General features: G+C 36.1%; 20 protein-coding genes. 14 read left to right on the plus strand and 6 right to left on the minus strand.

The window, feature by feature from the left end:
- Positions 1–224 precede the first annotated feature (224 nt).
- The 7 genes from rpoN to G7051_RS07590 all read left to right on the plus strand — a co-directional run bounded on the left by rpoN (position 225) and on the right by G7051_RS07590 (position 7,159).
- On the plus strand, positions 225–1,685 hold the full coding sequence (rpoN, locus tag G7051_RS07560; RefSeq protein WP_166199282.1) for an RNA polymerase factor sigma-54: 1,461 nt from the start codon (positions 225–227) through the stop codon (positions 1,683–1,685).
- Positions 1,686–1,977: 292 nt separating this feature from the next.
- Positions 1,978–2,421, plus strand: a complete 444-nt coding sequence (locus G7051_RS07565) for a hypothetical protein (protein WP_166199283.1) — start codon at positions 1,978–1,980, stop codon at positions 2,419–2,421.
- A 103-nt stretch (positions 2,422–2,524) separates the two neighbouring features.
- Positions 2,525–3,031: a 5-(carboxyamino)imidazole ribonucleotide mutase gene (gene purE, locus G7051_RS07570; RefSeq protein ID WP_166113323.1), complete on the plus strand. Its 507-nt coding sequence runs from the start codon at positions 2,525–2,527 to the stop codon at positions 3,029–3,031.
- 114 nt (positions 3,032–3,145) lie between these two features.
- Positions 3,146–3,751, plus strand: a complete 606-nt coding sequence (locus G7051_RS07575; RefSeq protein WP_166113326.1) for an SIS domain-containing protein — start codon at positions 3,146–3,148, stop codon at positions 3,749–3,751.
- Between the two features lie 62 nt (positions 3,752–3,813).
- Positions 3,814–4,755 carry a glycosyltransferase family 2 protein gene (locus tag G7051_RS07580; protein ID WP_166199284.1) on the plus strand — a complete coding sequence of 314 codons (942 nt, stop codon included), beginning with the start codon at positions 3,814–3,816 and terminating at the stop codon, positions 4,753–4,755.
- A 153-nt stretch (positions 4,756–4,908) separates the two neighbouring features.
- Entirely contained in the window at positions 4,909–6,006 is a 1,098-nt protein-coding gene (locus G7051_RS07585) for a carbohydrate-binding family 9-like protein (protein WP_255493344.1), read from the plus strand.
- Positions 6,007–6,076: 70 nt separating this feature from the next.
- Positions 6,077–7,159: a family 10 glycosylhydrolase gene (locus G7051_RS07590; RefSeq protein ID WP_255493345.1), complete on the plus strand. Its 1,083-nt coding sequence runs from the start codon at positions 6,077–6,079 to the stop codon at positions 7,157–7,159.
- An 88-nt stretch (positions 7,160–7,247) separates the two neighbouring features.
- On the opposite strand, the gene G7051_RS07595 is transcribed toward G7051_RS07590, so the two are convergent.
- Together G7051_RS07595 and G7051_RS07600 are read right to left on the minus strand one after the other, a co-directional pair.
- Positions 7,248–8,255 carry a glycosyltransferase gene (locus tag G7051_RS07595; protein WP_166199285.1) on the minus strand — a complete coding sequence of 336 codons (1,008 nt, stop codon included), beginning with the start codon at positions 8,253–8,255 and terminating at the stop codon, positions 7,248–7,250.
- Between the two features lie 21 nt (positions 8,256–8,276).
- Positions 8,277–9,149, minus strand: a complete 873-nt coding sequence (locus G7051_RS07600; protein ID WP_166199287.1) for an alpha-1,2-fucosyltransferase — start codon at positions 9,147–9,149, stop codon at positions 8,277–8,279.
- A gap of 854 nt (positions 9,150–10,003) precedes the next feature.
- Here G7051_RS07600 and G7051_RS07605 point away from each other — a divergent pair.
- Entirely contained in the window at positions 10,004–11,443 is a 1,440-nt protein-coding gene (locus G7051_RS07605; protein ID WP_166199289.1) for a lipopolysaccharide biosynthesis protein, read from the plus strand.
- A 9-nt stretch (positions 11,444–11,452) separates the two neighbouring features.
- Here the strand turns inward: G7051_RS07605 and xseA are convergent, their stop codons facing one another.
- Both xseA and G7051_RS07615 read right to left on the minus strand, forming a co-directional pair.
- On the minus strand, positions 11,453–12,688 hold the full coding sequence (xseA, locus tag G7051_RS07610) for an exodeoxyribonuclease VII large subunit (protein WP_166199291.1): 1,236 nt from the start codon (positions 12,686–12,688) through the stop codon (positions 11,453–11,455).
- A 93-nt stretch (positions 12,689–12,781) separates the two neighbouring features.
- Positions 12,782–14,401: a S8 family serine peptidase gene (locus tag G7051_RS07615; protein ID WP_166199293.1), complete on the minus strand. Its 1,620-nt coding sequence runs from the start codon at positions 14,399–14,401 to the stop codon at positions 12,782–12,784.
- 192 nt (positions 14,402–14,593) lie between these two features.
- Here G7051_RS07615 and G7051_RS07620 point away from each other — a divergent pair, with 192 nt between their 5' ends.
- On the plus strand, positions 14,594–16,447 hold the full coding sequence (locus tag G7051_RS07620; protein WP_166113346.1) for an ABC transporter ATP-binding protein: 1,854 nt from the start codon (positions 14,594–14,596) through the stop codon (positions 16,445–16,447).
- A 33-nt stretch (positions 16,448–16,480) separates the two neighbouring features.
- Here the strand turns inward: G7051_RS07620 and G7051_RS07625 are convergent, their stop codons facing one another.
- A complete protein-coding gene (locus G7051_RS07625) occupies positions 16,481–16,801 on the minus strand; it encodes a hypothetical protein (protein ID WP_166199295.1) in 321 nt (106 codons plus the stop codon).
- A 367-nt stretch (positions 16,802–17,168) separates the two neighbouring features.
- On the opposite strand from G7051_RS07625, the gene G7051_RS07630 reads away from it, so the two are divergent.
- Entirely contained in the window at positions 17,169–18,200 is a 1,032-nt protein-coding gene (locus G7051_RS07630; protein ID WP_166199297.1) for a rhodanese-related sulfurtransferase, read from the plus strand.
- 316 nt (positions 18,201–18,516) lie between these two features.
- On the opposite strand, the gene G7051_RS07635 is transcribed toward G7051_RS07630, so the two are convergent.
- Complete coding sequence (locus tag G7051_RS07635) at positions 18,517–19,038, minus strand: hypothetical protein (protein WP_166113352.1); 522 nt, start codon at positions 19,036–19,038, stop codon at positions 18,517–18,519.
- A gap of 145 nt (positions 19,039–19,183) precedes the next feature.
- Here G7051_RS07635 and G7051_RS07640 point away from each other — a divergent pair, with 145 nt between their 5' ends.
- The 4 genes from G7051_RS07640 to G7051_RS07655 all read left to right on the plus strand — a co-directional run bounded on the left by G7051_RS07640 (position 19,184) and on the right by G7051_RS07655 (position 25,307).
- Positions 19,184–20,566, plus strand: a complete 1,383-nt coding sequence (locus G7051_RS07640; protein WP_166199299.1) for a transporter substrate-binding domain-containing protein — start codon at positions 19,184–19,186, stop codon at positions 20,564–20,566.
- A 66-nt stretch (positions 20,567–20,632) separates the two neighbouring features.
- Positions 20,633–21,631, plus strand: a complete 999-nt coding sequence (locus G7051_RS07645) for a M28 family metallopeptidase (RefSeq protein ID WP_166199301.1) — start codon at positions 20,633–20,635, stop codon at positions 21,629–21,631.
- Between the two features lie 110 nt (positions 21,632–21,741).
- On the plus strand, positions 21,742–22,725 hold the full coding sequence (locus G7051_RS07650; protein ID WP_166199303.1) for a GSCFA domain-containing protein: 984 nt from the start codon (positions 21,742–21,744) through the stop codon (positions 22,723–22,725).
- A gap of 110 nt (positions 22,726–22,835) precedes the next feature.
- Positions 22,836–25,307 (plus strand): bifunctional UDP-N-acetylmuramoyl-tripeptide:D-alanyl-D-alanine ligase/alanine racemase, encoded by a 2,472-nt coding sequence (locus G7051_RS07655; protein ID WP_166199305.1) that lies wholly within the window; start codon positions 22,836–22,838, stop codon positions 25,305–25,307.
- Positions 25,308–25,337 lie beyond the last annotated feature (30 nt).

Here is a 25,337-nt window from a genome sequence, read left to right on the forward strand (position 1 = left end):
TGATTAGAGGAAAATTATTTTTAAATGATATTTTTATGACTTTCTTGTCTGTTCCAGATCCCGATTATTAACAATAAGCTCTGTTGTATTTTGTGTTTTTGCTGTTAATCGAAACTTTTCAATTTTTGTTCTATATAAATAATCTTGAGTTGTATGATTAATATATAAGAGGATACGAAAGTATTTATTATTTTTGTGTATAATATTAATTGTCTAATATAATTATGGCTCTCAAACAACAGCTGCAACAAAAGCAACAACAGCGTTTATCACCCCTACAAATGCAGGTGATAAAGCTGACTGAATTGCCCAATGTGGAATTGGAGGAGAGGATCAAACAAGAACTTGTCGATAATCCTGCTTTGGATGAAGGACGTGAAGAGTCTGATGACCCACAGGATATTATTGATGATGTCAATTACGAAGATTCGGATAATATAACACAAGAAGATATTGCTCTGGGAGATTACCTTACAGAGGATGATATACCTGATTATCGTTTGAATAACTACAGTTCGTCAGATGCAATAGCAAAAGAAGATATACCCTTTTCATCAGCAGAATCGTTACATGAATCGCTGATTGAACAATTGCGGCTTACCGAGCTGGATGAAGAATCTACAAAGGTTGCCGAATATATAATCGGTAATATCGATGAAAATGGCTATCTTGACAGACCTTTGAGTGCAATATCGGATGATTTACTCTTTCAGCAAAATCTGGATATACCATCTGACCGAATTAAGAAGATTTTGCATGTAATCCAGAATTTTGAACCGGCAGGTATAGGTGCTTGTGATTTGCAGGAATGTCTTTTGCTGCAGTTAAAACGAATGAATGAATCGGATGTTGTTAAGCAAGCAATTACTGTAATTGAAAAATATTTTGATGACTTTTCCAAAAGGCATTTCGATAAAATAGAAAAGGGGCTGAATATAGATGAGGATGAATTAAAGCAGATTATTCATCTGATAGTAACTTTAAACCCTAAGCCGGGAAATAATTGGGGTGATGCACTCTCGCTGACGATGAATACGATTATACCCGATTTTATCGTTGAAACCTATAATGGAGAATTATTTCTTAGCCTCAATAATCGCAATATCCCCGAATTGAAGGTCAATAAAGATTATTCGGAAATGCTGAGAGGATATTCCGAAAATAAAAAGAGCATGACATCCGAAGCTAAAAATGCAGCTTTGTTTGTGAAACAAAAGCTTGATTCGGCTCGTTGGTTTATCGATGCTATTAAGCAAAGGCAAGAAACACTTCAACGTACGATGCAGGCTATTGTAGATCTTCAATATGATTTTTTTCTTACCGGAGATGAATCGAGTTTAAGACCTATGATCCTGAAAGATGTGGCAGAATTGGCAGGATATGATATCTCTACTATATCCAGAGTGAGTAACAGTAAATATGTACAAACGAACTTTGGAATTTATCCTTTGAAATATTTTTTCTCTGAATCGATGCAAAACGATGCCGGAGAAGAGATTTCATCGAGAGAAGTAAAAGCAATTCTCAGGGAATGTATCGAGAATGAAGATACAAAGAAGCCTTTGACTGATGATAAACTTACGGATATTCTGAAAGAAAAGGGATATGTAATAGCAAGAAGAACGGTAGCGAAGTATCGTGAACAAATGAATATTCCGGTGGCACGATTGCGGAAAAATATATAAGGTTTCGGATCTTTCTATGAATGATACCGGTGTAATCGGTAATTATTATAGTATTGAGAAATGCAATATTACAGTTGAAATTACTTAAATTATGTGGAGAATAGGACAAAATATAGCAAAATTATTTTCAGCGGTTTTTCAACCGCTACTGATGCCGTTTTATAGCTTAGCACTACTGGCTGTGTATACTAACTTTTACCAATTATATGCAGGACAGATTCTGAGGTTTTTGATACCCACTTTGCTTTTTACGCTGTTAGTTCCTGCTCTGTTTATTTTTGTTTTAAGAAAAATGAGATATATAAGGGATTATAATTTAGAATATGGTCCTGACCGAACATTACCTTATATGATATTTGTTATATCGAATATAAGTTTGACGTTGTTTTTCTATAATTCAAATGTATTTTATTGGACACTTGGCCTAATTGCTGTTCCTGTTTTCATAGCATTTGTAGGAATGATTATCAATTTTTTCTGGAAAATAAGTGCCCATATGTTGGGTATAGGTGGATTGGTAGGGGGAGTGTTATCGGTTTGCTTTAATGTCAAAGGATCTAACCCGATGCTGCTTTTTGCTATCTTATTTGTTTTAGCAGGTCTTTTGGGGGTTTGCCGACTATATCTCAGGGCCAATACTGCAGCTCAGGTTTATGTGGGCTTTATAATTGGATTTGTTTTGGCATATGCATCTGTTTTTGGAGGATTGTTGTTGATGCTTTCTTATTTGAAGTAAGGTCACGACCTTTTCAATTAGAAATATAGCAATATCAATACGGATTACTTGATTTAGAATGAAGTTCATTTAGTTTAAATAAATATATAATATAGCTTAGTATATGAAACCACTTGTTGCAATTATCATGGGAAGTACTTCAGATCTTCCGGTAATGGAAAAAGCTGCAAAATTTTTCGATGAAATGGAGATTCCATTTGAGATAAATGCTTTATCGGCTCACCGTACACCTCAGGAAGTCGAAGTATTTGCGAAAAACGCAAGAGAAAATGGTATTAAAGTAATTATTGCTGCTGCCGGTATGGCTGCTCATTTACCGGGTGTAATAGCCTCTATGACTACACTACCTGTAATTGGAGTGCCTATTAATGCTTCATTGGACGGATTAGATGCCTTATTGGCAATCGTGCAAATGCCTCCCGGAATACCTGTGGCTACTGTTGGGATAAACGGATCGTTGAATGCTGCAATTTTGGCTTTACAAATTATATCAACGGATAATGCAGAGCTTCAACAAAAATTATCAGCTTACAAGGAAAACCTGAAAAGTAAAATAGTAGAAGCAAATCAAGAATTGTCTGCAATTAAATACAAATTCAAAACAAACTAGGTCTCAGGCCTAGTTGTTTCTTTTAGATTGTAACTATATGATTAGTTATACCTAAAGGAATGAATCGGATATTCACGACTTTAATAATATGTCAAGGAAGTACACAGCGAAAATATGAGTATAGATGATGTAAAAGCGATCTTAAAAAAAGAAGCTGATGCGATTTTAAATATTCCGGTAACTGATGCCTATAATAAGGCAAGTGATCTGATAGTAGACCATGTTCACCGGAAAAAAGGTAAATTAGTGACCAGTGGTATGGGTAAAGCAGGGCAAATAGCTCAAAATATTGCCACGACTTTCTGCTCTACCGGAACACCGGCTATTTTTTTACATCCAAGTGAGGCACAGCATGGAGATTTGGGAGTTCTTCAAGAAGATGATATCATCCTTATGATCTCAAATTCAGGCAAAACTCGCGAAATCATCGAACTTATAGGCTTGGCAAGACATTTAAACCCAACCATTCAGTTTATTGTTATAACAAGTGATCCTGAAAGTGTATTGGCGCAAGAAGCTGATGTATGTCTTTTGACGGGTAATCCAGCTGAGGTGTGTAAATTGGGACTTACTCCAACTACTTCAACCACTATGATGACCGTGATAGGAGATATCTTGGTTGTTGATACTATGGATAAAATCGGATTTAATGCTGCCGATTATGCAAAACGCCATCACGGCGGATATCTTGGCGATAAATCACGAAGCCTTAGTAAATAGGTCACAGACCTTTTTTAGACTAAATAAGTATAGACGCTATAGTAAGTTTTAAGTATAAAGAGATGAAAGTATCTGTTTTAATTCCGATGTATAATGCTGAGAAATATATTTCGGCAACTATCGAGAATGTACTTAAACAGACTTGGGCTGATTTGGAAGTTATTATTGTAGATGACGGTTCTACCGATAATAGTTATGATTTAGCGAAGCAATATGAGTCATCTAATGTTCATGTTTATAGACAAGAAAATAAAGGAGCAAGTGCTGCCCGAAATCTAGCCTTTGAAAAATCGACCGGAGAACTGATCCAATATCTTGATGCCGATGATTTTTTGTCTTACAATAAAATCGAAGCACAAGTAAAGCTTTATAGCAAAATAAACGATAGAAACGCGATTGTTGCATCAGGTATTCTTTTGTTTGATGGTGATTTGATGGATACCATTTGTATTCCCCATCGACAAATGTCTACTAACTCTTATAATAAGCCGGTTGATTTATTGATTGACATTTGTCGTGAAAAATATATTGTACAATCTAGTATTTGGTTGGTGCATCGAGATTTGTTAGCCAGAGTAGGAGCCTGGAACGAGAAGCTTACCTTAAATGATGATGGTGAATATTTTTTTCGTGTAGTCGCGCAATCTTCCGGTGTTTACTTCTGTTCTCAAGGAGCTGTTTTCTATAGAAATACACCGCAAAGTTTAAGTAAACAAGTTTCTCAAAAAGCCATAGAATCTCAGCTATTAGCAACTCAGGTTATGACACAGGTTATAACGGGGCTTGAGAACAGCAAACGAGCCAGAGGTGCTTGTGTGAATTTCTATATGCAATATATTACACGTTTTCATAGTAATTTTTATAATGAGCAGGCGGCAGTAGAAATAAAGAAGCTTGGCTTTAATATTAATACGTTCAAAAAAAGTACTTTGTATAAGATCGCATATGTGATTCTTGGTCAAAAGTTAATTAAGAAATTATCAAAAATCTATCATAAAGAATAATTGCGAATGTTTCGCTGTTTTCTATTAATTGATTAAAAAGTGACTGTTTATTGAGATCGTCAGTTTGTGTTGACTATCTTTTTTATACTTATTCAAGCGACAAATCGGTCTAATACTCGAAAAGTGTAATGACCAATTAAATTTATTTTCGATATGAAGAAACACTATTTTATGACCCTTGTTATAGGGGCCCTTGGGTGTGCACCTGCTATTTTCGCCCAATCGTCCGCCTTTAAGGGGTTAGAGCATCTTTTTACTATGCCCAAAAATTACGTTGCCGGATACACGGCTACACCTCCTGTTATTGATGGTAATATCAATGATCGCGTCTGGCAAAATGCTCAATGGAGCGAATCTTTTGAGGATATTGAAGGAGATCTTAAACCAAAACCTTATTACGATACGAAAGTGAAAATGCTTTGGGATAGTACCTACTTGTATATAGCTGCAAATCTGGATGATGAAAATGTATGGGCATACCTTACTGAAAGAGATCAGGTAGTCTTTTTCGATAATGATTTTGAGGTATTTATTAATCCGGTGAATACTTCACATCAGTATTTCGAATACGAGATTAATGCGTTGAATACGATGTTTGATCTGTTTTTACCGAAGCCATATCGTAGTGGGTCGGGGGCTCTTATCTCGTGGAATAGCAATCGGCTGAAACATGGTGTTCATATATATGGTTCATTGAATGATCCCGGTGATAAGGATAAAGGCTGGACCGTAGAGTTAGCTATTCCTTTCAGTGATATTACAGTTGCCAATATACCTAATATTCCGAAGAATGGTGATATTTGGCGGATAAACTTCTCACGTGTTCAGTGGGAAACTGAAGTTTCAGGTGATAAATACGTTAAAAAGTGTGACAGTAATAATAGAGTCTTGCCCGAAAACAATTGGGTGTGGTCTCCACAAGGAATTATTGACATGCATGCTCCTGAAAGATGGGGTTATCTTCAGTTTTCAACTAATGAACCAGGAACTAAACTTCCCGAATTTGTTTTGCCATATTCCGAATTGCAAAGGCAGTATTTGTGGCTTGTTTATTACAAACAACGTCAGTATAGAGGTGTAAATGGTAAGTTTGCTAAAAACTTGAAGGAATTGGGTATCTCCGAGAATATTTCGATTGAAGGGAAACAGAATAAACTAAGGATGGAATCGACCTCTTCTCAGTTTTCAGCTATTATATCAGCCGCTGATTCTAAAGAGATACGGATTAACGATGAAGGACTTATACGCTGACTGTATTTTCCAGATTATTTATTAAACCAACAAAAAGGTCTTGTATCTTAACTATTTAAAAATACCAATCATGAAGAACAGAGATTCTAAATTTTTTATAGTTTGCCTTATGGCATTACTATTTACTTTTCCGTCTCAGATATTTGGAAAAGACACTAAAAGTGAAAAATCCCAAACCGAAAAAACTCACAAGTTTTGGGTTTGGCTTAATCCAAACGATAAAGACACCGATGAAGATCTTGCTATCAGGTATAAAAAATACTACGATGCGGGTATAAAAGGTATCTTTTTTGAAGCGGATAACGAACGCCATTTTAGAATTGCAAAAGCGCAAGGTTTAGAAACCCACCGATGGATGTGGATTATGAACCGAGGTGAGCAATATGTAAAAGAGAATCATCCTGATTGGTATGCGATTAACAGAAAAGGCGAATCTTGTTTCGATCAACCGCCTTATGTAGATTATTACAGATGGCTTTGTCCCTCTCGCCCCGAAGTAGTTGACTATTTAAAAAAGGACGTTGAACAGGCACTTTCTAAAGATTATGTGGATGGAATTCATTTGGATTATATCCGTTACAGTGATGTTATATTAGCCGTAAATTTGTGGCAGGTATATGGAATCGTACAGACACAGGAACTTCCTCAATACGATTATTGCTATTGTGATGTTTGTAAGAAAAAATTTCAGGCTGAATATGGTGAAAATATCGATTCTATCGAATATCCTTCTGAAAGCCTGTCGTGGAAAAAATTTAGATACGATGCTGTTACAAATGTAGTGAATGAACTGACTAAAGTGGCGAAAAGTCATGATAAGGCCATTACAGCAGCGGTATTCCCGACTCCTGATGTGGCAAAAAGGTTGGTGAGACAAGACTGGACTAATTGGGATTTGACTGCTATTTATCCAATGATTTATCATGGATTTTATAAAGAGCAAACTCCTTGGATCGGGACTGCTGTAAAAGAAGGTTTGAAAGGTCTTAACGGACGTTTTCCTCTTTATGCCGGATTATATGTTCCCGATTTTAGAGATAAGAATGACTTGCGTGATGGAATCAGATATGCTTTAGATAGTGGAGCGGCAGGAGTTTCTATTTTCGGACAGGTTGATGATGAAATGCTGGCTCTTCTTAAAGAATTTAATTAAGAAATTAAATCTTTAATATAAAACGAAAAAAGAGTGTAATACAATCAGTATTACACTCTTTTTTCGTTTCCATCGTAGTTAATGGAGACTATATTTTCTTTTTTAGGAATATCAGAAGATTAAACGTTCTATAAAGAACTGATAGATTGTAAGAGGCAAATTTAGGCTTCCAGATTTGGTTATACTTCTTTTGAGAGATACAAAGTACAATCCATCTACTCCACAAAAATGCAATGAGAGACGCTTCGTTGTATTTCTGCTTGTTTTTGTTTGAATCTATTATTTTCCAGAACCAAGAATCTAATTGAGAGTAATCTTCAAATTTCTGTTTTACTACTTCTGTTTTTGAATCAAACTGCTGAAAAGTTATTTTGTGTAGGTATAATTCTTTTTCCGAAGGTTGAAGTCCTATATTCTGTAATTCCTTACAGATTATCTTGTTTTTGATATTTTCCTGTATTTGGGAATAGGTCACCGAAACATTGTTCGTATGCCAACGGTATCTCAGTAAATAATCAGGGATATTGGCTATTTTATAATTATTGGCAATTCTGCACCAAAGTTCATAATCTTCCGCATGCTTATATTTGGGATCGAAGTAATTATTTTTCAAAACCTCTCTCCGAAACATCATACTTGGGTGTATAAATGGAACCGAGAAAAGCAGATTTATCTGGAGAAAATCATTTGTTTGAAGGTTTAAAATCTTACCTGTTTCATTGTTATTCTCATCAATCACTTTTGCGTATGATCCGCACATCGCATACTCCTTATTTTCTGCGAGAAAAGCAAGCTGAATTTTAAACCGGTCTTTTTCAGAAATATCATCTGCATCCATACGGGCAATATAATCTCCTGTACAAATATCTATTCCTTTATTAAGAGTTGAGATTAACCCTATATTCTGGTCGTTTCTGTGATATTGAATCCGTTTATCAGTATATGATTGGATGATATTTTCGGAGGAGTCGGTCGACCCATCGTTAATGATAAGCAATTCCCAGTCAGTAAAACTTTGCTGAATAATACTATCAATGGCTTCACGCAGATATTTTTCTGTGTTGAATACGGGCATTATGATAGATAATTTGGGCATATATTGTTTTAAATAACTGTTTTATAAAGTGATCCATTCTTTAGGTAAAAAACCATCAGGATATATTCCAGTATCGCCTTTATACCATTTTTGAGGGGCTACTACCAATTTGCTCGGATTGTTGTTGAGCCATGCCGCCCACCAACTGAACGAGCTATTTGCAATAATGTTGTGTTTGCATAAACTCATAAGTTGCATGTCTCTGTAACTATCCTCATTCATGTTCCAATCAATGAACTCATGGTTGAACTTTGACAGATCCAGATTTGTCTTAACCCACTCAATTCCATCAGAAAAGATAAAGAAATAAGGGCTATCGATTTGAGATGTAATATATTCTATTGCCTTTTTATAATATGATAAATCTAAAACCGGCAAATTAGAGTTGTTATTTATATAGTCGCCTCTTCGTATATGGATAGATACCGAGGTCATTTGCTCTATCTTGTAGCGTATTTTATCGTTTTCTCCGCTTAGTGGTGATCTGAACGTAAAATCTACTTTTAATTGCTCTGAGATCCCTTTAAAATAGTTTTCATTTTGAAAATAGCCGAAAAGAGTCGTATTCTTCGATAGTAATTCAAATCTTTTATCGTAGTACTGTGCCTTTTCATCACGAAATATACCGAATTTATCAAGAAATGAATGCCCTATAGTCTTTGAACGGATAGCTCCGAATACTTTAATTGCTATTTTGTTCAGTATTGATTGGCTGATAGGAGCTTCAATGTTAAAAACAGAAAGTTCGTAACTTCTAATTGTTGCTTTTGTTTTTTTCTGAAGTAGGTATAAATCAACGAATAGGTCGGTGTCGTAACGCATGGATAAAGCTCGCCCGGCAGCATATTCAAACATTTGATTTCCTAATCCTCCCGAAAGAATGAGTTTTATCATCGAATAATTTTATTTCATTATTTAAAGTTTAAGACTTCCTATTCGTCTATTTGGAAGAATGTCTTAATGATTTGCAAATCAATACGCTTTGTTTAGACCTTTATATTTACTTGTTTTCAAAGATAAAAAGAAATTGGAATATAAGAATTGTAATTTTTGAGATATTTTTTCTTTTTCCTTTCCTGACTGTTCAGGTTATAAATTTATTATTTTCGTTTATATTTATCGCTGATTTTATTGGTTGTTTAATAGTTTTAATTTATTGATTATTTGTTGCTGTAAAGACTTATTTTTCGACTTATAATTATCTAAAATAATTATTCTATATTTCCTTATTTCATTTATAATTTCTAAAATTAGATTTTATTTAAGAATAATCATTGTTTATAATGCCTTTTTTATCTCAAATGAATTTTTAATATTTAAGTTAAATATATTATATAAGTATTCTTATATAGAATGTTATATTAGTTAGTATTTTATAAAAGAAATGTTTATGTTAAATATAGTATTTACTATAAAGTTAAATAAGGTATAATATTATAATAATATATAGTGCTATAAATATTTTTATTTTATTGAGGCAATCAATATTTTAAAATTTATTTTTTATTAATTTTCTATTTAGAAAACTATCTATTAAATATGGATATATAAATATTCTACATTCTACTTTCAAAAAGCTCTTGTTTAACTTTAATTATTGAAGCTGTTTTTTATATTTTGATTCTTTTTATTAGAAATGATTCCTGCTAAAATTCTTCTGATTTTAAAAGAAAAGATTAATTACTCTTTGCGTTTGGGTTGTTTTTTTACCTTTGTTTTTTTAAACTATTTGATAGAACATCGCAATTATGGCTAAAACGTTAAAAGATCAGACGGTTTCAGCTCTTTTTTGGAACTTTATGGATAAGGGGGGACAACAGATTTTTCAATTTGTGTTCATTTTTGTGCTTGCAAGACTCCTTAGTCCCGATGAATTCGGTTTAATTGCTGTATTGACTATTTTTACTACTGTTGCTAATATATTGCAGGAGAGTGGCTTTTCATCTGCCCTTATTCGAAAGTCGGATGTTGATGAAACTGATTATGCATCTATCTTCTATTTTAATGTCTCCATAAGTGTAATTATATACATACTCTTTTTCCTATTTGCTCCTGTCATTGCTAATTTCTACCATAAGCCGGAGCTTCTAACATTATCTCGCTTTTTATTTCTAGCATTCTTTTTTAATGCTTTAGGTGTTGTTCAGAATGTGCATTTGATCCGAGAGATGAATTTTCGTGTTAATACGCAGGTTTCTCTTATTGCTGTTGTGGTATCGGGTGTTATTGCCATTGTGATGGCATATCGCGGATATGGAGTATGGAGTTTGGCTGCCCAACAGGTGATTCAAGCTTTTTTACGTTCGCTTCTGTTGTGGCTTTTTGTAAGATGGTATCCTAAAGCCCGATTTAGCTTTGTAAGAATCCGTTCTATGTTTTCATATAGTGGAAAGTTGCTTCTAAACTCTTTATTTAATCAAATTATTGCAAATATCTATCCATTGGTAATAGGTAAACGATTTTCGTTCTCAGATGCTGGTTTCTATTCGCAAGCTCGCAAGTTGAACGAGATACCTCAGTCAGTTATTGCTTCTACTTTACAAGGTGTCGCGTTTCCTCTGCTAAATAAATTTGATGATTTAAAACGGAAAAAGCGTATTTTCAGGAAAATTGTACGTGTAGTAAGCTTCGTGTGTTTTCCGATAGCTATATTTACTATTATTGCGGCGGAACCGATTGTTTTGATCGTTTTGCAGGAGAAATTTCGAGGTGTGATTCCTCTTCTTCGAATATTGGTCGTAGGTGGATCCGTTTTTCCACTACTTTATATATTATCCTCTTTATTGCAATCATTAGGAAAGTCGGGATTATTACTGACCATTGAGTTTATACGTAACGTCCTCTCGGTATTGGTAATACTTATAACGGTAAACTATGGTGTGAATGCTGTTGTTATGGGTGCGAGCTTTGTGCTTATTTTGTCTTTTGTCATTTGTTATTATATAACAGGAAAGTGTATAGATTATACTTTGACCGAGGTATTTAAAGATATTTATCCATATATAGTTATTGCCTTAATATCTTATGTGCCTGTTCATTTTTTGTCGTATATCATAAACAGTATGCTTCTTCTTGTCATTTTCCAATCATTAATAGGTACTGTTATATACTTGGCTCTTTTGAAAGTGTTTGGTTCGAAGGTAATGGACGATTTTCTTCGGATAATCAGGCGTAAACCTTTCCATTGATTGATCGCTTCACTTTACTTCAGAAACTACGTCTCCATCGTAGAACCGGTTGGTAATTGTATCTCCCTCCTTCAGTTCTAGTGAGCTTTTTACAATTTTATTATTTCTTATAGTCAGTGTATATCCTTTTTTGAGGATGTTTTCGGGGGAAATAAGTTTTAGGAATTGTTCTTTGTTAGTTAATCTATGCTTTTCTTCCTGAATGACTCTTTTTGTGGCATTCTTCAACCTCTCTGTAAATGTGTTGATCTTGTTTAGTTGATCCTTTGTGTTATCCTTTATTATATAGGAAAAATGAGTGGCTAATGTATTTAGAAATACCGTTTCTTCCGTCAATTTCCGATTTGTGGATGTAATGATGGATTCTTGTAATTCATACATGACTATAGCTGCTGATTGTATCCTTTTTATCAGAAATTCGGCAACCGCTGTAGGTGTTTTTGCTCGTGTATGTGCTACAATATCCAAGACTGTATCATCTCGTTCATGACCTATTCCTGTAATGATGGGTAAAGGAAATTGGGCACAGTTGGCAGCCAGAAGATACGAATCGAAACTGCTAAGTTCCGAAGTTGCACCTCCTCCTCTTATTATAATTACAGCGTCAAACTTATCAACATGTTCGTAGATTCGGTCAAGTGCCGATATAATTGATTCTTCGGTTCTTTCGCCTTGCATGATTGCCGGAAATAAATGGGCATAAAATACGAATCCATCGGTATTATTTTCCAATTGATTACAGAAGTCCTCATACCCTGCAGCCGTAGGTGATGATATTACAGCTATGCGATTGGTGACGGTTGGTAACTCTAATTCTTTATTAAGAGTAAGTACGCCTTCTTCTTCGAGTTGTTTTAAAATTAAGGCTCTGTTACGAGCCTGATCACCTAGCGTATATGTCGGATCAATATTATGCACATTGAGGCTATATCCATACAATTCGTGAAATTCAACACTTACTTGTACCAGAACTTTTAGTCCGGAGCTAAAAGCCTGCCCTGTTTCCGATTCAAAATATGCTTTCAGTAATCTGAAAACATTGGCCCAAATGCTTCCTCGTGCCTTTGCTATGATATTGCGATTTTTGCTGTCTTTCTCGATGAATTCGAGATAACAGTGACCATTTTGTGCGACTCTGACATCACTCATCTCGGCACGAATCCAGAATGATTGAGTGAACGTATTGGCTATAACGCGTCTGACCAGATTGTTTAGCTCGTATAAAGAAATTACAGCTTGTTCCATTGGAATGTGATCTTTAAGTAACGGGAAGTGTATAAAGTAACCTATTTAATGATAACATTATACTGTCCAAAGTAATAAAAAAGGTTTGAAAACTTAGAATATAATTTTATACGACTCTTTTACTCCTATTCCTGAGATGGCTATGATTTTTACCTGTTTGGGATAATCTGGCAAATAAAAGCTTTGTTCTTGTTCACGAAGCGTGTCTGTCATTATTACTTTCCCATCGAGAGTAAGTACTCTGATTGTGTATGTGCTATTGATAGTTTCTCTGTTTTTCAAGACACTAAAATGACCGATACTATCAGATTTTATCTGAAATAAAGGTTCTTTATTTAGAACTTCATCTTCTATTCCACTTGGAGTATTTCCTGCCAGTAAAAAAGCAGTCTTCATATTTGGGATACCATACCCGTATACCCCGTCAGGGGTTGCATATCTATCGGAAGATTTTCTAATAATATCGAGCAATTCTATATTGGTTAGATCCGGAGCCGATTGCCATAAACAGGCAGCAAGTCCCGACATAATAGGTCCTGAAAATGATGTGCCGTTTGCGAGATCTACTTCTCCTGTACTTGCTATTACTGCTGTTGAGAACCCTACGGCTACAACATCCGGCTTTATTCTGCCGTCTGCCGTTAGTCCTCTCGAGCTGAAATAAGCTATAGTAGAGTCTCTGGCTATTGCTCCTACAGTGAGCACATTTGCAGCATCGGACGGAAATGCAATTTTTCCCCAAATATTTGCACCATCATTGCCGGCGCTTACTTCTACGAATATTCCCTTGGATGCGGCCATATTGGCTGCTCTTGTTATATACGCGGTCTTTCCGTCAAGTTGTTCATGCGTATAGCTTTTTGCTGGAGCATTAAATGTATGATAGCCGAGTGACGCATTTATAATATCGACTCCTATACTGTCGGCATATTCGGCGGCGGCAGCCCAGTAATCTTCTTCAATCGGGAATTCTGACCGGCTGTCTTCTGAGCGTAATAGCCAGTATTTAGCTTCCGGAGCCGTTCCTACGAAAATATTAGGGCGATTCGAAGCCAATACAGATAATACCTTTAAACCATGATCGCTGCTTTCAAAGATATTATTCCCATTAAAGACAAAGTCTTTAACCCCTTTTATGGAAACATTGTCAAGAAGTAAAATCTCCTTTAGGTTTGTAAACCCGGCATCGATAACAGCTATTTCCATTCCTTTACCTTTGTAGCCTTCTTTATGGAGAAAGTCCCCATTCACCGTTTTTATTTGAACATCTCCGTATCCATATTCGTCTTTCGGTTTTTCTACAAGTCGTTTGCTTCTGGGTAATTCTTTTACAGTTGTTCTGGCGGTGTCCCCTTTCCAAACAAAGGTGGTGCTGTCTACAAAATCGAGGTTGTTTATCTTATCAACAAATAGGCTGTCGGCACAATAGATACTGACAGTTTTAAGCCACTTACTTTTAGCCACTACAGTGCATCCCAGCTTTTCTATTGCGTTGATATATGTCGATGAAATCGGCAAATCGGAATTGTCGATACTTATGTTTTGTCTTTTTCGGCGTTCAATAGCTCGTTTCGAAAGGAACTTCTCAGGCTTGTCTATTGTATAGTTGGTTTGTCCCTTGTCCTTAAGCTGTATTCTGAACATATAGCCTTCTGAGGCAAATGTATTTAAGTTGCATAGTGTGAATATGAGTAGAAATATATATTTAGCCATACGTAGTGGAGATGTTTGATCTTGTATTAATTATTTACCAAGTGTATTTATAACAAGATTCTTAATTTATATTATAATTGGAACAAATATATGGATGATTCGTAAGATCGCCAAACTTTGAGTTTTAGATGAGAATAATTATGATTATCTTGCGGGCTTGTTTTAAGGTCACAGAACTGATTCAGATTCTATATGAAAGATTTTTTACGTATTCTTCGTCGATTTATTCCTCCTTACAAGAAAGAACTCATACTGAGTTTTATTTTTAATATTTTGTCGGCATTAATGAATGTGCTATCATTTGCCTTGATAGTGCCTATTCTTAATATTCTTTTTAAAATTAATGAGGATAAATATGAGTTTATGCCTTGGATTAAAGCTGATGCAACAACCTTGATGCAAAAGATCGAATCTATCGTAGATGTTGCCCAAAATAACTTTTATTATTTAAGTACAACTTATATTGAACAATACGGTGCGTCTAACACCTTACTGATACTGGCTTTGTCATTGGTTGTGATGACTCTTGTTAAGACAGGTGTTACTTATTTGAGTTCTTTTTTCCTTATTCCTATACGAACGGGTGTGGTACGTGATATTCGAAATCAAATAAATGATAAGATATTGTCTCTACCCCTGTCCTTCTTCTCGGAGGAGAGAAAAGGAGATATAATCGGTCGTATGACCGGTGATGTTGGCGAAGTGGAGAACTCCATTATGAGTTCTTTGGATATGCTTTTCAAAAATCCGATTCTTATTTTGGTATATTTCACCACGATGTTGGTTATTAGCTGGCAGCTGACCATTTTTGTGTTGGTGCTTCTCCCCGTATCCGGATTTATAATGGGTAGAGTAGGGAAGACTTTAAAACGTCAGTCTAAAGAGGCTCAGGAAAAATGGGGAGAACTAATGGCACAAATTGAAGAGACATTAGGTGGGCTACGCATTATCAAAGCTTTTAATGCTGAAAGAAAAGTAGAAGACCGATTCCATAAAGAAGGAGACGAACTTCGCAGAATGTCAAACCGGATCAATCGTCGTCAGCAATTGGCACATCCTATGAGTGAATTTCTGGGTACGGCAACTATTGCAGTCGTTCTGTGGTATGGTGGTAATCTTATTTTAGGACATGATGCTTCTATTACTGCATCCAGTTTTATGTTCTATCTGGTTATGTTTTACAGTATTATAAATCCTGCGAAAGAGTTCTCCAAGTCAGCTTATGCCATACAGAAAGGATTGGCCTCTATGGAGCGAATAGATAAAATACTGGGAGCTAAAAGTAATATCGTTGATCCCGAAAACCCTGTACAACTTTCTTTTAATAAAGAAATTGAATATAGAAATATTTGGTTTAAATATCAGAATAACTGGGTATTGCAGGATATCAATCTGGTTATACCTAAAGGAAAAACAATTGCTCTTGTGGGACAGTCGGGATCAGGTAAATCGACTATGGTCGATCTGCTTCCACGCTTCTATGACGTTGATAAGGGTGAAATCTTAATTGATGGAGTTAACGTTAAGAATGCCAAAGTAGTAGACCTGCGTTCATTGATGGGAAATGTGAATCAGGAAGCAATCTTGTTTAATGATACATTCTTTAATAATATTTCTTTTGGTGTAGAAAATGCTACGCTGGATCAGGTAATAGAAGCTGCCAAGATTGCCAATGCACATGATTTTATCAGTGCTACGGAAAATGGTTATGAAACCAATATCGGAGATCGTGGAGGAAAGCTTTCGGGAGGACAACGTCAACGTGTGAGCATTGCCCGTGCTATCCTAAAGAACCCACAGATACTTATTTTGGATGAGGCAACTTCGGCACTGGATACCGAATCGGAAAGGCTGGTACAGGAAGCTCTCGAAAACCTCATGCGTAACCGTACTACCATTGTCATTGCCCACCGCTTATCTACCATAAAAACCGCCGATGAAATCTGTGTAATGCACGAAGGGCGAATTGTAGAAAGAGGTCATCACGATGAATTGTATAACCTGAGTGGTTATTATCGAAAACTATGCGATATGCAACAGTTCTAAAGATCTAAAATATAATTGAGAACAAAAGTTCTATTAATCAGCGATTAATAGAACTTTTGTGTTTTTATCAGATAATTTGCGATATGTACATATTATTTTTTTGCCTTCATCCGTATTGAAGAATGTTATTATCTCTTTAGGCGATTTGTTTAAGATACTTTGGTTACCCGATATTTCATAATCTCGTTTTATAATTTCTATAGCTGTAGAATCATTATTTACAATACTTCTAATGTGATTAAAAACTTTTGGGCAATTTCCGCACATAAAAGAATCACTGCTACTGTTAGATTGAGAGTAAGCAGAACTTGCTATATAAAAAAGGAAGACAATTGGAATAATATGTTTTTTCATACTCAGAATAATTAGTTTAAATTAAGCATGCCAACCCCATACCGACCCTGCGACATTACCACTGGGATCGAACTCATAAAAGATAGTACAATCCGCATCTTGGTACATATTCAATTTTCCACCCTTTAATACATTTTAAAATTAAGAAATCAAATCTAGTCTCATCATAATATTTATCTAAATAAAAAATCCTTTTTGTGAAAAAACGATTTAATGTTTATTTTCTTACGATTTTTAAATTCCCTGTATAGATACAATCAATAATTGATAGGCAAAGGAATCCGTTCTTTTGCCTTTTCTTTGCACCCATTCTGAATATTATTTAGAATCATTCTATTTGTAAATATAACTTAAACTATTGTATAATATGCAACTGTACAATTTGATGAGTGCTGATGAGAGGGCTAAATTGATAGATGAAGCCGGAGTTCAGCGTCTTACCCTTTCCTTTTATGCCTATGCGCATATAGCCGATCCGCAAGCTTTTAGAGATGACTTGTTTCTTGAGTGGTCAAAACTCGATGTCCTCGGACGTATCTATGTAGCCGAAGAAGGCATCAATGCCCAACTATCTTTACCTGCGGCAAATATGGCGGCTTTCAAGAGCTATCTGGATACTTATCCTTTTATGAAAGATATTCGCTTGAATGTGGCTGTTGAACATGATAATAAATCATTCTTGAAACTGACTATCAAAGTTCGTGAGAAGATAGTAGCCGATGGGCTCAACGACGATACATTTGATGTTACCAACATAGGTGTGCATCTTAAAGCCAAAGAATTTCATGAAATGATGGCTGATCCCAATACCGTGGTGCTGGATATGCGTAATCATTACGAAAGCGAAGTCGGTCATTTCGAAGGGGCGGTAACGCCCGACGTAACTACTTTCAGAGAATCCCTGCCTATTATCGACAAAATGCTCGAAGAGCATAAAGAAGACAAAAACCTCTTGATGTATTGTACAGGCGGTATTCGCTGCGAAAAAGCAAGTGCCTACTTTAAACACAAAGGCTTTAAAAATGTCTATCAACTCGAAGGTGGAATAATTGAGTACACAAGACAAGTAAAAGCCGAAGGCTTGGAAAGTAAATTCATCGGTAAAAACTTTGTGTTCGACAATCGCTTAGGCGAACGTATCACCCAAGATATCATTGCTCATTGCCATCAATGCGGTAAACCCTGCGATACCCATACCAATTGTGCAAACGAAGGTTGTCACCTTTTGTTTATACAATGTCCCGAATGTGCCGAGTCGATGAAGGGATGTTGTTGCAACGATTGTAAAGACATAGTTATGTTGCCCGAAGAACAGCAAAAAGCACTTCGCAAAGGAAGGCGTAACGATGCCATGATTTTTAGAAAAGGAAAATCCCAAAGCTTGTTTATATCTAAATAACAAGCCAAAGATAATAATTGCATAAGATAACAAAGGTGACAAGAGTAACGCTCGATTGTCACTTTTGTTGTTTTGTTAAGTTGTTGTTTGACAGTGTTTAAATGCCTAAAACATTACAAAAATGACAAATATTACATTCGTAATCCGTTTTGTTTGTTGGTTTCTTGTAAGTTGTTTGTTGTTAATGTTTTAATCTGTTTTGTTTGACTAAAACATGACACTTGGTGTCACCTTTGTTATCTTCTTGTTCCTGTTTTGTAACTTTATTTCAACTTGCTTCAAAGATCGCTTCATGATATAGATAAACTGTGTTTTCCTATTTGAATATGTCTTTGAGCCGACTCCAAAAACTCTTTTTTGTATGTGGGTTTGCCAAGTTATGATTATCAATTTCTTGATCTATTGTATTTTTGTTCTCTTGTCTCTTTAACTCTTCAAGAAATTGGGAGGCGTCTTCAATCAGCATCTCTCTTGTATATTTCATTTGGTCGTCCATATAATAAATCAATGCTCTGCTTTGATCTATTAGTGCAATAGATATGAGTCCAATACAAAGTCCTGCCGCAAAATCTGATCCCCAAATAAATGAAATTGCGGAATCTTCATTTGTCAAGTCTTTTTGAATCCAATTTTCATCAATTTCATCTACATTGGCAAGATAAGTTTCAAAATAGGTCTGGTGTCCATTAATGCTACAACTGAGTCCCTCTTCATCGATTTTTTTATCAAGATTTTCACCTATTTTGAAGTCGTAACCCATATTTTGGATAGTTTCCTGAAGTTGTCTGTTCGTTGGTATTTCTGCTTTTCTTAAAAAAGCCATTTGAGTCATTGACATAATAATAGTTTATTTAAATAATTAGGATAGGTATTATGCTTTTATTGTAAAGGTAAATAATATTTTCTTCGATTACTTAAACTTGAAATTATGGTCTAAAAAATAGTATATTTGCCCCTAAAATATACACTATAAGCTAGATATAATGTCGAGGATTAGCTGTTTTGTTATCTTGATTGGTATTATTGCAATGTTTGGCAGCTGTGCCGAAAAGAAACTGCAAACCCGTGATTTTGAAGAAATAAAACAATCGGGCGAATTAACCATTATTACCTTAAGTAGTTCTACGTCCTATTTTATCTACAAAGATGAGCCGATGGGTTATGACTATGATCTGGCAAAAGATTTTTGCGATCATTACGGTCTGAAATTAAATGTAAAAGTAGCGGAGAATTCTACCCGCCTACTTGAAATGCTCGAAAATGGAGAAGGAGACCTCATAACCAGCCCCATCTCTGTTCAGAATGAGTTGAAAGATTCCATTTTATATTGCGGACTAGAGCAAGTATCTCATCAGGTATTAGTCCAAAGGACCAATAAAAAAGATTCGATGGTTACCGATGTTACTCAACTGATCGGAAAAGAAGTTTATATTAAACACAATACAAAATACCACAAGCGTCTACTCAATTTAGATGCCGAACTCGGAAATGGTATCATCATCAAAGATGTAGAGAAAGATACAGTTACAGTAGAAGACCTTATCGAAATGGTCGCTCAAAAAAGAATCGACTATACTGTGGCAGATGAATACATTGCAAAACTCAACAAAACCTATTATCGCAATATTGATGTATCTATGGCTCTTAGCTTCGAGCAGCGTTCTTCGTGGGCGGTTCGTAAAGACACACCCGAACTGGCAAAAGCATTAGATGAATGGTTTGCAGATAATAGTAAGACCCGCGAATATAAATCGATCCTGAAAAAATACTTTGAGTTAAGTAAACAACCCGATTTTGACGCCAATGTTTTAGTAAACTTACCGAAAGGAAGTGTTTCTCTTTATGATGCCCTTTTCAAAAAATATGCCGCTGTTTCGGGTTATGACTGGCATCTATTGGCATCGGTTGCTTATCAGGAATCACGTTTCAAACCCGAAGTTGCTTCGTGGGCGGGTGCAGTAGGATTAATGGGGTTAATGCCCCGTACTGCCCAAGTCTTCGGTGTGTCGGGTGATGAACTTAAAAATCCGGAACTCAGTATAAAGGTAGGAGCCGAATTAATAAGTAAACTGGATGATATGTTTGCAAAAGTTCCCGACTCCGAACAACGCCTTAAGTTTATATTGGCAGCTTATAATGGAGGAAATGGACATGTTACCGATGCTCAGGCGTTGGCTCGAAAATACAATGACAATCCGTATGTTTGGGATGGGCATGTCGAAAAATACATTGAATTGAAAAGTAAACCCGAATATTATAATGATTCTGTCTGCAAAAACGGTTACCTTAGAGGGTCGGAAGTGGTAAAGTATGTAAAACAAGTTACCGCTAATCGCGAGAGATTTAAATCTATTGAAACTAAGTAAGGTTATGCAGACCTGTTTTTGTTGTATTTAGGGATGAAATTTATTTGTCCCGATAATTTGTGTATCATGAAAATTTATTTGTCGATCTTTTTATTAAGTATTTCATTAGGAACTATTTTTGCTCAAAAACCCGTTGAGAAAGGTCTGAACTCAATCACAGAAAGAGATGCGAAAGCCTCTGTCGGCTTTTTGGCAAGCGATGCCCTTCAAGGGCGTGGGGCAGGTGCTTTAGGAGGAGAAATAGCCTCCGAATATTTGGCTTCATACCTAACTTCTTTGGGAATTCAGCCTTTAGGCGATACTTATTTTCAGCCTTTTGAAGCATATAGCGAAGACTTTAAACAAAAGAAAAGATATCAGGTAAATCCCGATTCGATAGCTAAATATAAACAGGGTGTACATAGGGTGCTGAATCTTAGAAATGTGCTGGGAATGATTCCCGGTATGAATACAAATGAATATGTAATAGTGGGTGCCCACTTCGATCATTTAGGGATGGATACTAATTTAGTGGGCGATCAGATATACAATGGTGCAGATGATAACGCTTCGGGAGTATCGGCAGTGATGCAGATAGCAAAAGCTTTTGTTGAAAGCGGTGTTCAGCCTCAACGAAATGTGATTTTTGCATTCTGGGATGGCGAAGAAGAAGGATTGTTAGGCTCGCGATACTTTGTCCAAAACTGTTCCTTTATCAATCAGGTAAAAGGATATCTAAATTTCGACATGATAGGTCGTAATACAGACGAAACCAATCCCTCTCATGTAGTTTATTTCTATACGGAAGCAAATCCCGCTTTCGGGCAATGGCTCAAAGATGACATTCAAACATACAATCTGCGATTGAATCCCAAGTATCATCCGTGGGATAATCCGCTTGGAGGAAGCGATAACGGTTCGTTTGCTAAAGTCGGCGTTCCTATTATCTGGTATCATACCGATGGGCATCCCGATTATCACAAACCCAGTGATGAGGCTTCGAAAATAAACTGGAAAAAGTTAGTTGAGATAACCAAAGCTTCTTATTTGAATGCGTGGAATCTTGCAAACGAAAAAACATATTAAAGCCACAAGGTAAGTTCGCAGAACTATTTATTGCTTTGGCAAGTTAAAAGCAATAGATAGTTATGATTTTAAAATGTGTTATTAAATAGTTGCTTTCACTTAGTAGTACAATGGAATTCAGAAAAAAGGTAGAAGTGCCGAAATCGGAATTAAGAATTACCCATCAAACCAAGATGGTTTTGTTCGGGTCTTGTTTTGCCGAAAATATAGGAAAACAACTTCTCGAAAATAAATTTGCTGTCAATGTAAACCCCTTTGGAGTTCTTTACAATCCGGCTTCCATATCTCAGGCAATAAAATTGTTACGAGAGAATAAGATTTTTACAGAAGAAGATATCTTTCTCAATCAGGGAGTTTTTCGTACCTATTTTCATCATAGCCAGTTTTCGAGTGCCGATAAAGATAATTTTCTGCAAACGATAAATGAAAAAAGAGACAAAGCATCTGCCGATCTAAAAGAAGCCGAAGTACTTCTTGTCACTTTTGGGACAGCGTATGTATTTAACCTCAAAGAAACTGCTCAGGTTGTTGCCAATTGTCATAAACAGCCCTCCGATATTTTCAATCGAAATAAACTTTCTGTATCGGAAATTGTTTCTTCTTGGACTGAACTTATAGAAGAGTCTATAAGAATTAATCCCAATCTGAAAATCGTATTCACAGTAAGTCCTATACGTCATTGGAAAGATGGAGCTCACAACAATCAATTGAGTAAAGCCTCATTGCTTTTGGCTATAGATGAGCTGGTAAATAAATTCCCGAATTTGTACTACTTTCCCTCCTACGAAATAGTGTTGGACGAATTGAGGGATTATCGGTTTTATAACGAAGATATGATTCATCCCAATGATATAGCTATACGATATATTTGGGAAATTTTCAATGATACATATTTCGAAGACGAAACTAAAAAACTATGCGGTCAATGGCAGAATATAGCTCGGGCAATTGCTCATCGTCCTTTTAATGAGGATACTGAGGAGCATAAACAATTTTTAAAACAAACTTTGTTAAAGCTCCAATCTATCCGAAATAATTATCCTTACTTTGATTGCGAAAACGAACTTCTACTGCTGGAGAGTAAGCTTTCTTGAAGGAGCAATAGCAACTAAAAGAGTGTTGATTATATATCAATTGATTACATGCTTTGGTTAAGCAGAATTAAAGAAATAAAAGGGTTTCGAACCCACAACTAAAAATAGAAATGGCATACTCTATCTCTGAAATAGCAAAGGTCTTAAAAATAAAAGATATCCATAATCCCGATTCGTCTATCACACATTTGCTTACTGATAGCCGAGAGGTGTTTAATCCCGAACAGACACTGTTCTTTGCACTGAAAACTCCCAATAACGACGGGCATAAATTTGTAGACGAACTTTACATTCTGGGAGTACGTAACTTTGTTGTGCAGACCATACTTCCCGAATGGAAGAACCTCAAAGGTATTAACCTGCTCCATGTAAAAGACTCTTTGCTGGCTTTGCAGAAGGTGGCTACTTTTCATCGCGAACATTTCAAAATACCCGTAATAGCGATAACTGGCAGTAATGGTAAGACCATTGTTAAGGAATGGATTTATCAAATGCTAGGCTCAGAGAAAAATATTACACGGTCGCCCCGAAGTTATAACTCACAATTGGGAGTGCCTTTGTCGGTTTGGCAATTGAATGAAAATTCGGAGCTGGGACTTTTCGAAGCCGGTATCTCTATGCCCAATGAAATGACCCGCTTGCAAAAAATAATACAGCCGACCATCGGAGTATTTACCAATATTGGAGATGCACATCAGGAAAACTTTAGGGATCTGAAGCAAAAATGCCTCGAGAAATTAGAGTTATTTGTCAATTGCGATGTTATAATTTGTGAAGAGGGTAATAAACTTCTTGACGAATGTCTGGAGGCTACCTGTCTCTCTCAAAAAAGCTTTACTTGGTCTTATAACAATCGGTCGACCAGTCCTTTGCTTATTCTCAAAGTAGAGAAGCTCGAAACAAAATCGCTTATTACCTATTCTTTCCTAGGCTTGCCTTTTACCGTAGATTTGCCCTTTACGGACGATGCTTCTATCGAAAATGTAACCAGCAGCATAGCCGTAGCTTTGTATCTGACTACATCTATCGAAACAATAAAAGAAAAGGTCAAAGAACTTGAACCCGTTGCCATGCGTCTGGATGTACGTAGAGGGAAGAACAACAATATAATTGTAAACGATACATACAACTCGGACATTAATTCGCTGAAGATTGCCTTGTCTTTCTTAGGACAACAATCCGCTGAAGATTCTCCGAAACGTACACTTATTCTTTCCGATATATTGCAGTCGGGTTTTTCCGATGAGGCACTTTATCAGTCTGTTTCCGATTTAGCCGATTCAGCTAATATTGGTCGTATTATCGGTATAGGTCATCACATATCCGATCAGCAGAAATTATTTGCCAATATTCCGCATATATTCTTCGATTCAACAGAAGATTTTATCAGTTCGGGAATCTGGAACGAGTTTCATGAAGAAACAATTCTTCTGAAAGGCTCGCGTCACTTTGAATTCGAACGCATAACCGAGCTTATTGAGCAAAAGAACCACGAAACAGTATTGGATATTAATCTGGATGCCATACTTCATAACTATAAGTTCTATCGCTCGCGGATGAATCCCCAAACTAAAATCATCTGCATGGTTAAAGCAGATGCTTACGGTTCGGGTTCGGAAGAAGTTGCCAAGATACTTCAATATCACAAATGCGATTATTTTGCTGTTGCCATTGCCGAAGAAGGAGTAATTCTGAGAAAAGCGGGAATAAAGACTCCCATAATTGTACTTAACCCCGAAGTCGCAGGTTTTAATCAGTTATTCGAATCGTATCTAGAGCCCGAAGTCTATAATTTCAGAATTTTGGATGCCTTTATAAAAGAAGCACAACGCAGAGGAATTTCTGATTTTCCGATTCATATAAAAATGGATACAGGCATGCATCGTCTGGGCTTTACCGAAGAAGATCTGCCTTTATTGCTCGATCGTTTGAATTCTCAGCAAGCATTGAAAGTAAAATCGACTTTCTCGCATTTGGCAGCAAGCGAAAGCTGGGCATTTGATGATTTTACTACAGAACAAATTTCGCTTTTCAAGAAACTGGCTTCTACATTGCAAAGCGGTTTGGATTACCCTATCTGGCGTCATATTCTTAATTCGGCAGGAATAGAACGTTTTCCCGAGGAGCAAATGGATATGGTGCGGTTAGGTATTAGTCTCTATGGTGTAAGTGCCAGTGGGCAAGATGGCTTGCGTAATGTTTGTACTTTAAAGACAACCATCCTGCAAATAAAGCACCTCAAAAAAGGCGAAACCGTAGGCTACGGTAGGAGAGGACAGCTCGATCATGATGCCTCTATAGCTACTATTCGTATCGGGTATGCAGATGGGGTGAGTCGTCAATTTGGCAATAACACAGGACATGTGCTTGTAAAAGGCAATTTAGTGCCGATTATTGGAAATATCTGCATGGACTTGTCGATGATAGAAATTACAGGACTCGATATTAAAGAAGGAGATGAAGTGGTTATTTTTGGCGATCAACTATCGGTTATCGATCAGGCAAAGAAAATAAATACAATTCCGTATGAGATATTAACTTCAGTATCAGCTAGAGTTCGGAAAATTTATTTCAGAGAATAATAGACTGTATTACACATACATTCGAAAGAA

Source organism: Dysgonomonas sp. HDW5B (genome assembly GCF_011299335.1).
Classification (GTDB): Bacteria; Bacteroidota; Bacteroidia; order Bacteroidales; family Dysgonomonadaceae; genus Dysgonomonas_A.

Bases quoted from the DNA above. Each gene is read 5' to 3' on its own strand.
- xseA (WP_166199291.1), bottom strand. From the start codon at position 12,688: ATGGAACAAGCTGTAATTTCTTTATACGAGCTAAACAATCTGGTCAGA.
- G7051_RS07655 (WP_166199305.1), top strand. From the start codon at position 22,836: ATGGCATACTCTATCTCTGAAATAGCAAAGGTCTTAAAAATAAAAGAT.
- G7051_RS07650 (WP_166199303.1), top strand. From the start codon at position 21,742: ATGGAATTCAGAAAAAAGGTAGAAGTGCCGAAATCGGAATTAAGAATT.
- G7051_RS07625 (WP_166199295.1), bottom strand. From the start codon at position 16,801: ATGAAAAAACATATTATTCCAATTGTCTTCCTTTTTTATATAGCAAGT.
- G7051_RS07590 (WP_255493345.1), top strand. From the start codon at position 6,077: ATGAAGAACAGAGATTCTAAATTTTTTATAGTTTGCCTTATGGCATTA.
- G7051_RS07595 (WP_166199285.1), bottom strand. From the start codon at position 8,255: ATGCCCAAATTATCTATCATAATGCCCGTATTCAACACAGAAAAATAT.
- G7051_RS07605 (WP_166199289.1), top strand. From the start codon at position 10,004: ATGGCTAAAACGTTAAAAGATCAGACGGTTTCAGCTCTTTTTTGGAAC.
- G7051_RS07635 (WP_166113352.1), bottom strand. From the start codon at position 19,038: ATGTCAATGACTCAAATGGCTTTTTTAAGAAAAGCAGAAATACCAACG.
- G7051_RS07575 (WP_166113326.1), top strand. From the start codon at position 3,146: ATGAGTATAGATGATGTAAAAGCGATCTTAAAAAAAGAAGCTGATGCG.
- G7051_RS07630 (WP_166199297.1), top strand. From the start codon at position 17,169: ATGCAACTGTACAATTTGATGAGTGCTGATGAGAGGGCTAAATTGATA.
- G7051_RS07580 (WP_166199284.1), top strand. From the start codon at position 3,814: ATGAAAGTATCTGTTTTAATTCCGATGTATAATGCTGAGAAATATATT.
- purE (WP_166113323.1), top strand. From the start codon at position 2,525: ATGAAACCACTTGTTGCAATTATCATGGGAAGTACTTCAGATCTTCCG.
- G7051_RS07640 (WP_166199299.1), top strand. From the start codon at position 19,184: ATGTCGAGGATTAGCTGTTTTGTTATCTTGATTGGTATTATTGCAATG.
- G7051_RS07565 (WP_166199283.1), top strand. From the start codon at position 1,978: ATGAGATATATAAGGGATTATAATTTAGAATATGGTCCTGACCGAACA.
- G7051_RS07600 (WP_166199287.1), bottom strand. From the start codon at position 9,149: ATGATAAAACTCATTCTTTCGGGAGGATTAGGAAATCAAATGTTTGAA.
- G7051_RS07585 (WP_255493344.1), top strand. From the start codon at position 4,909: ATGAAGAAACACTATTTTATGACCCTTGTTATAGGGGCCCTTGGGTGT.
- G7051_RS07645 (WP_166199301.1), top strand. From the start codon at position 20,633: ATGAAAATTTATTTGTCGATCTTTTTATTAAGTATTTCATTAGGAACT.
- G7051_RS07620 (WP_166113346.1), top strand. From the start codon at position 14,594: ATGAAAGATTTTTTACGTATTCTTCGTCGATTTATTCCTCCTTACAAG.
- G7051_RS07615 (WP_166199293.1), bottom strand. From the start codon at position 14,401: ATGGCTAAATATATATTTCTACTCATATTCACACTATGCAACTTAAAT.
- rpoN (WP_166199282.1), top strand. From the start codon at position 225: ATGGCTCTCAAACAACAGCTGCAACAAAAGCAACAACAGCGTTTATCA.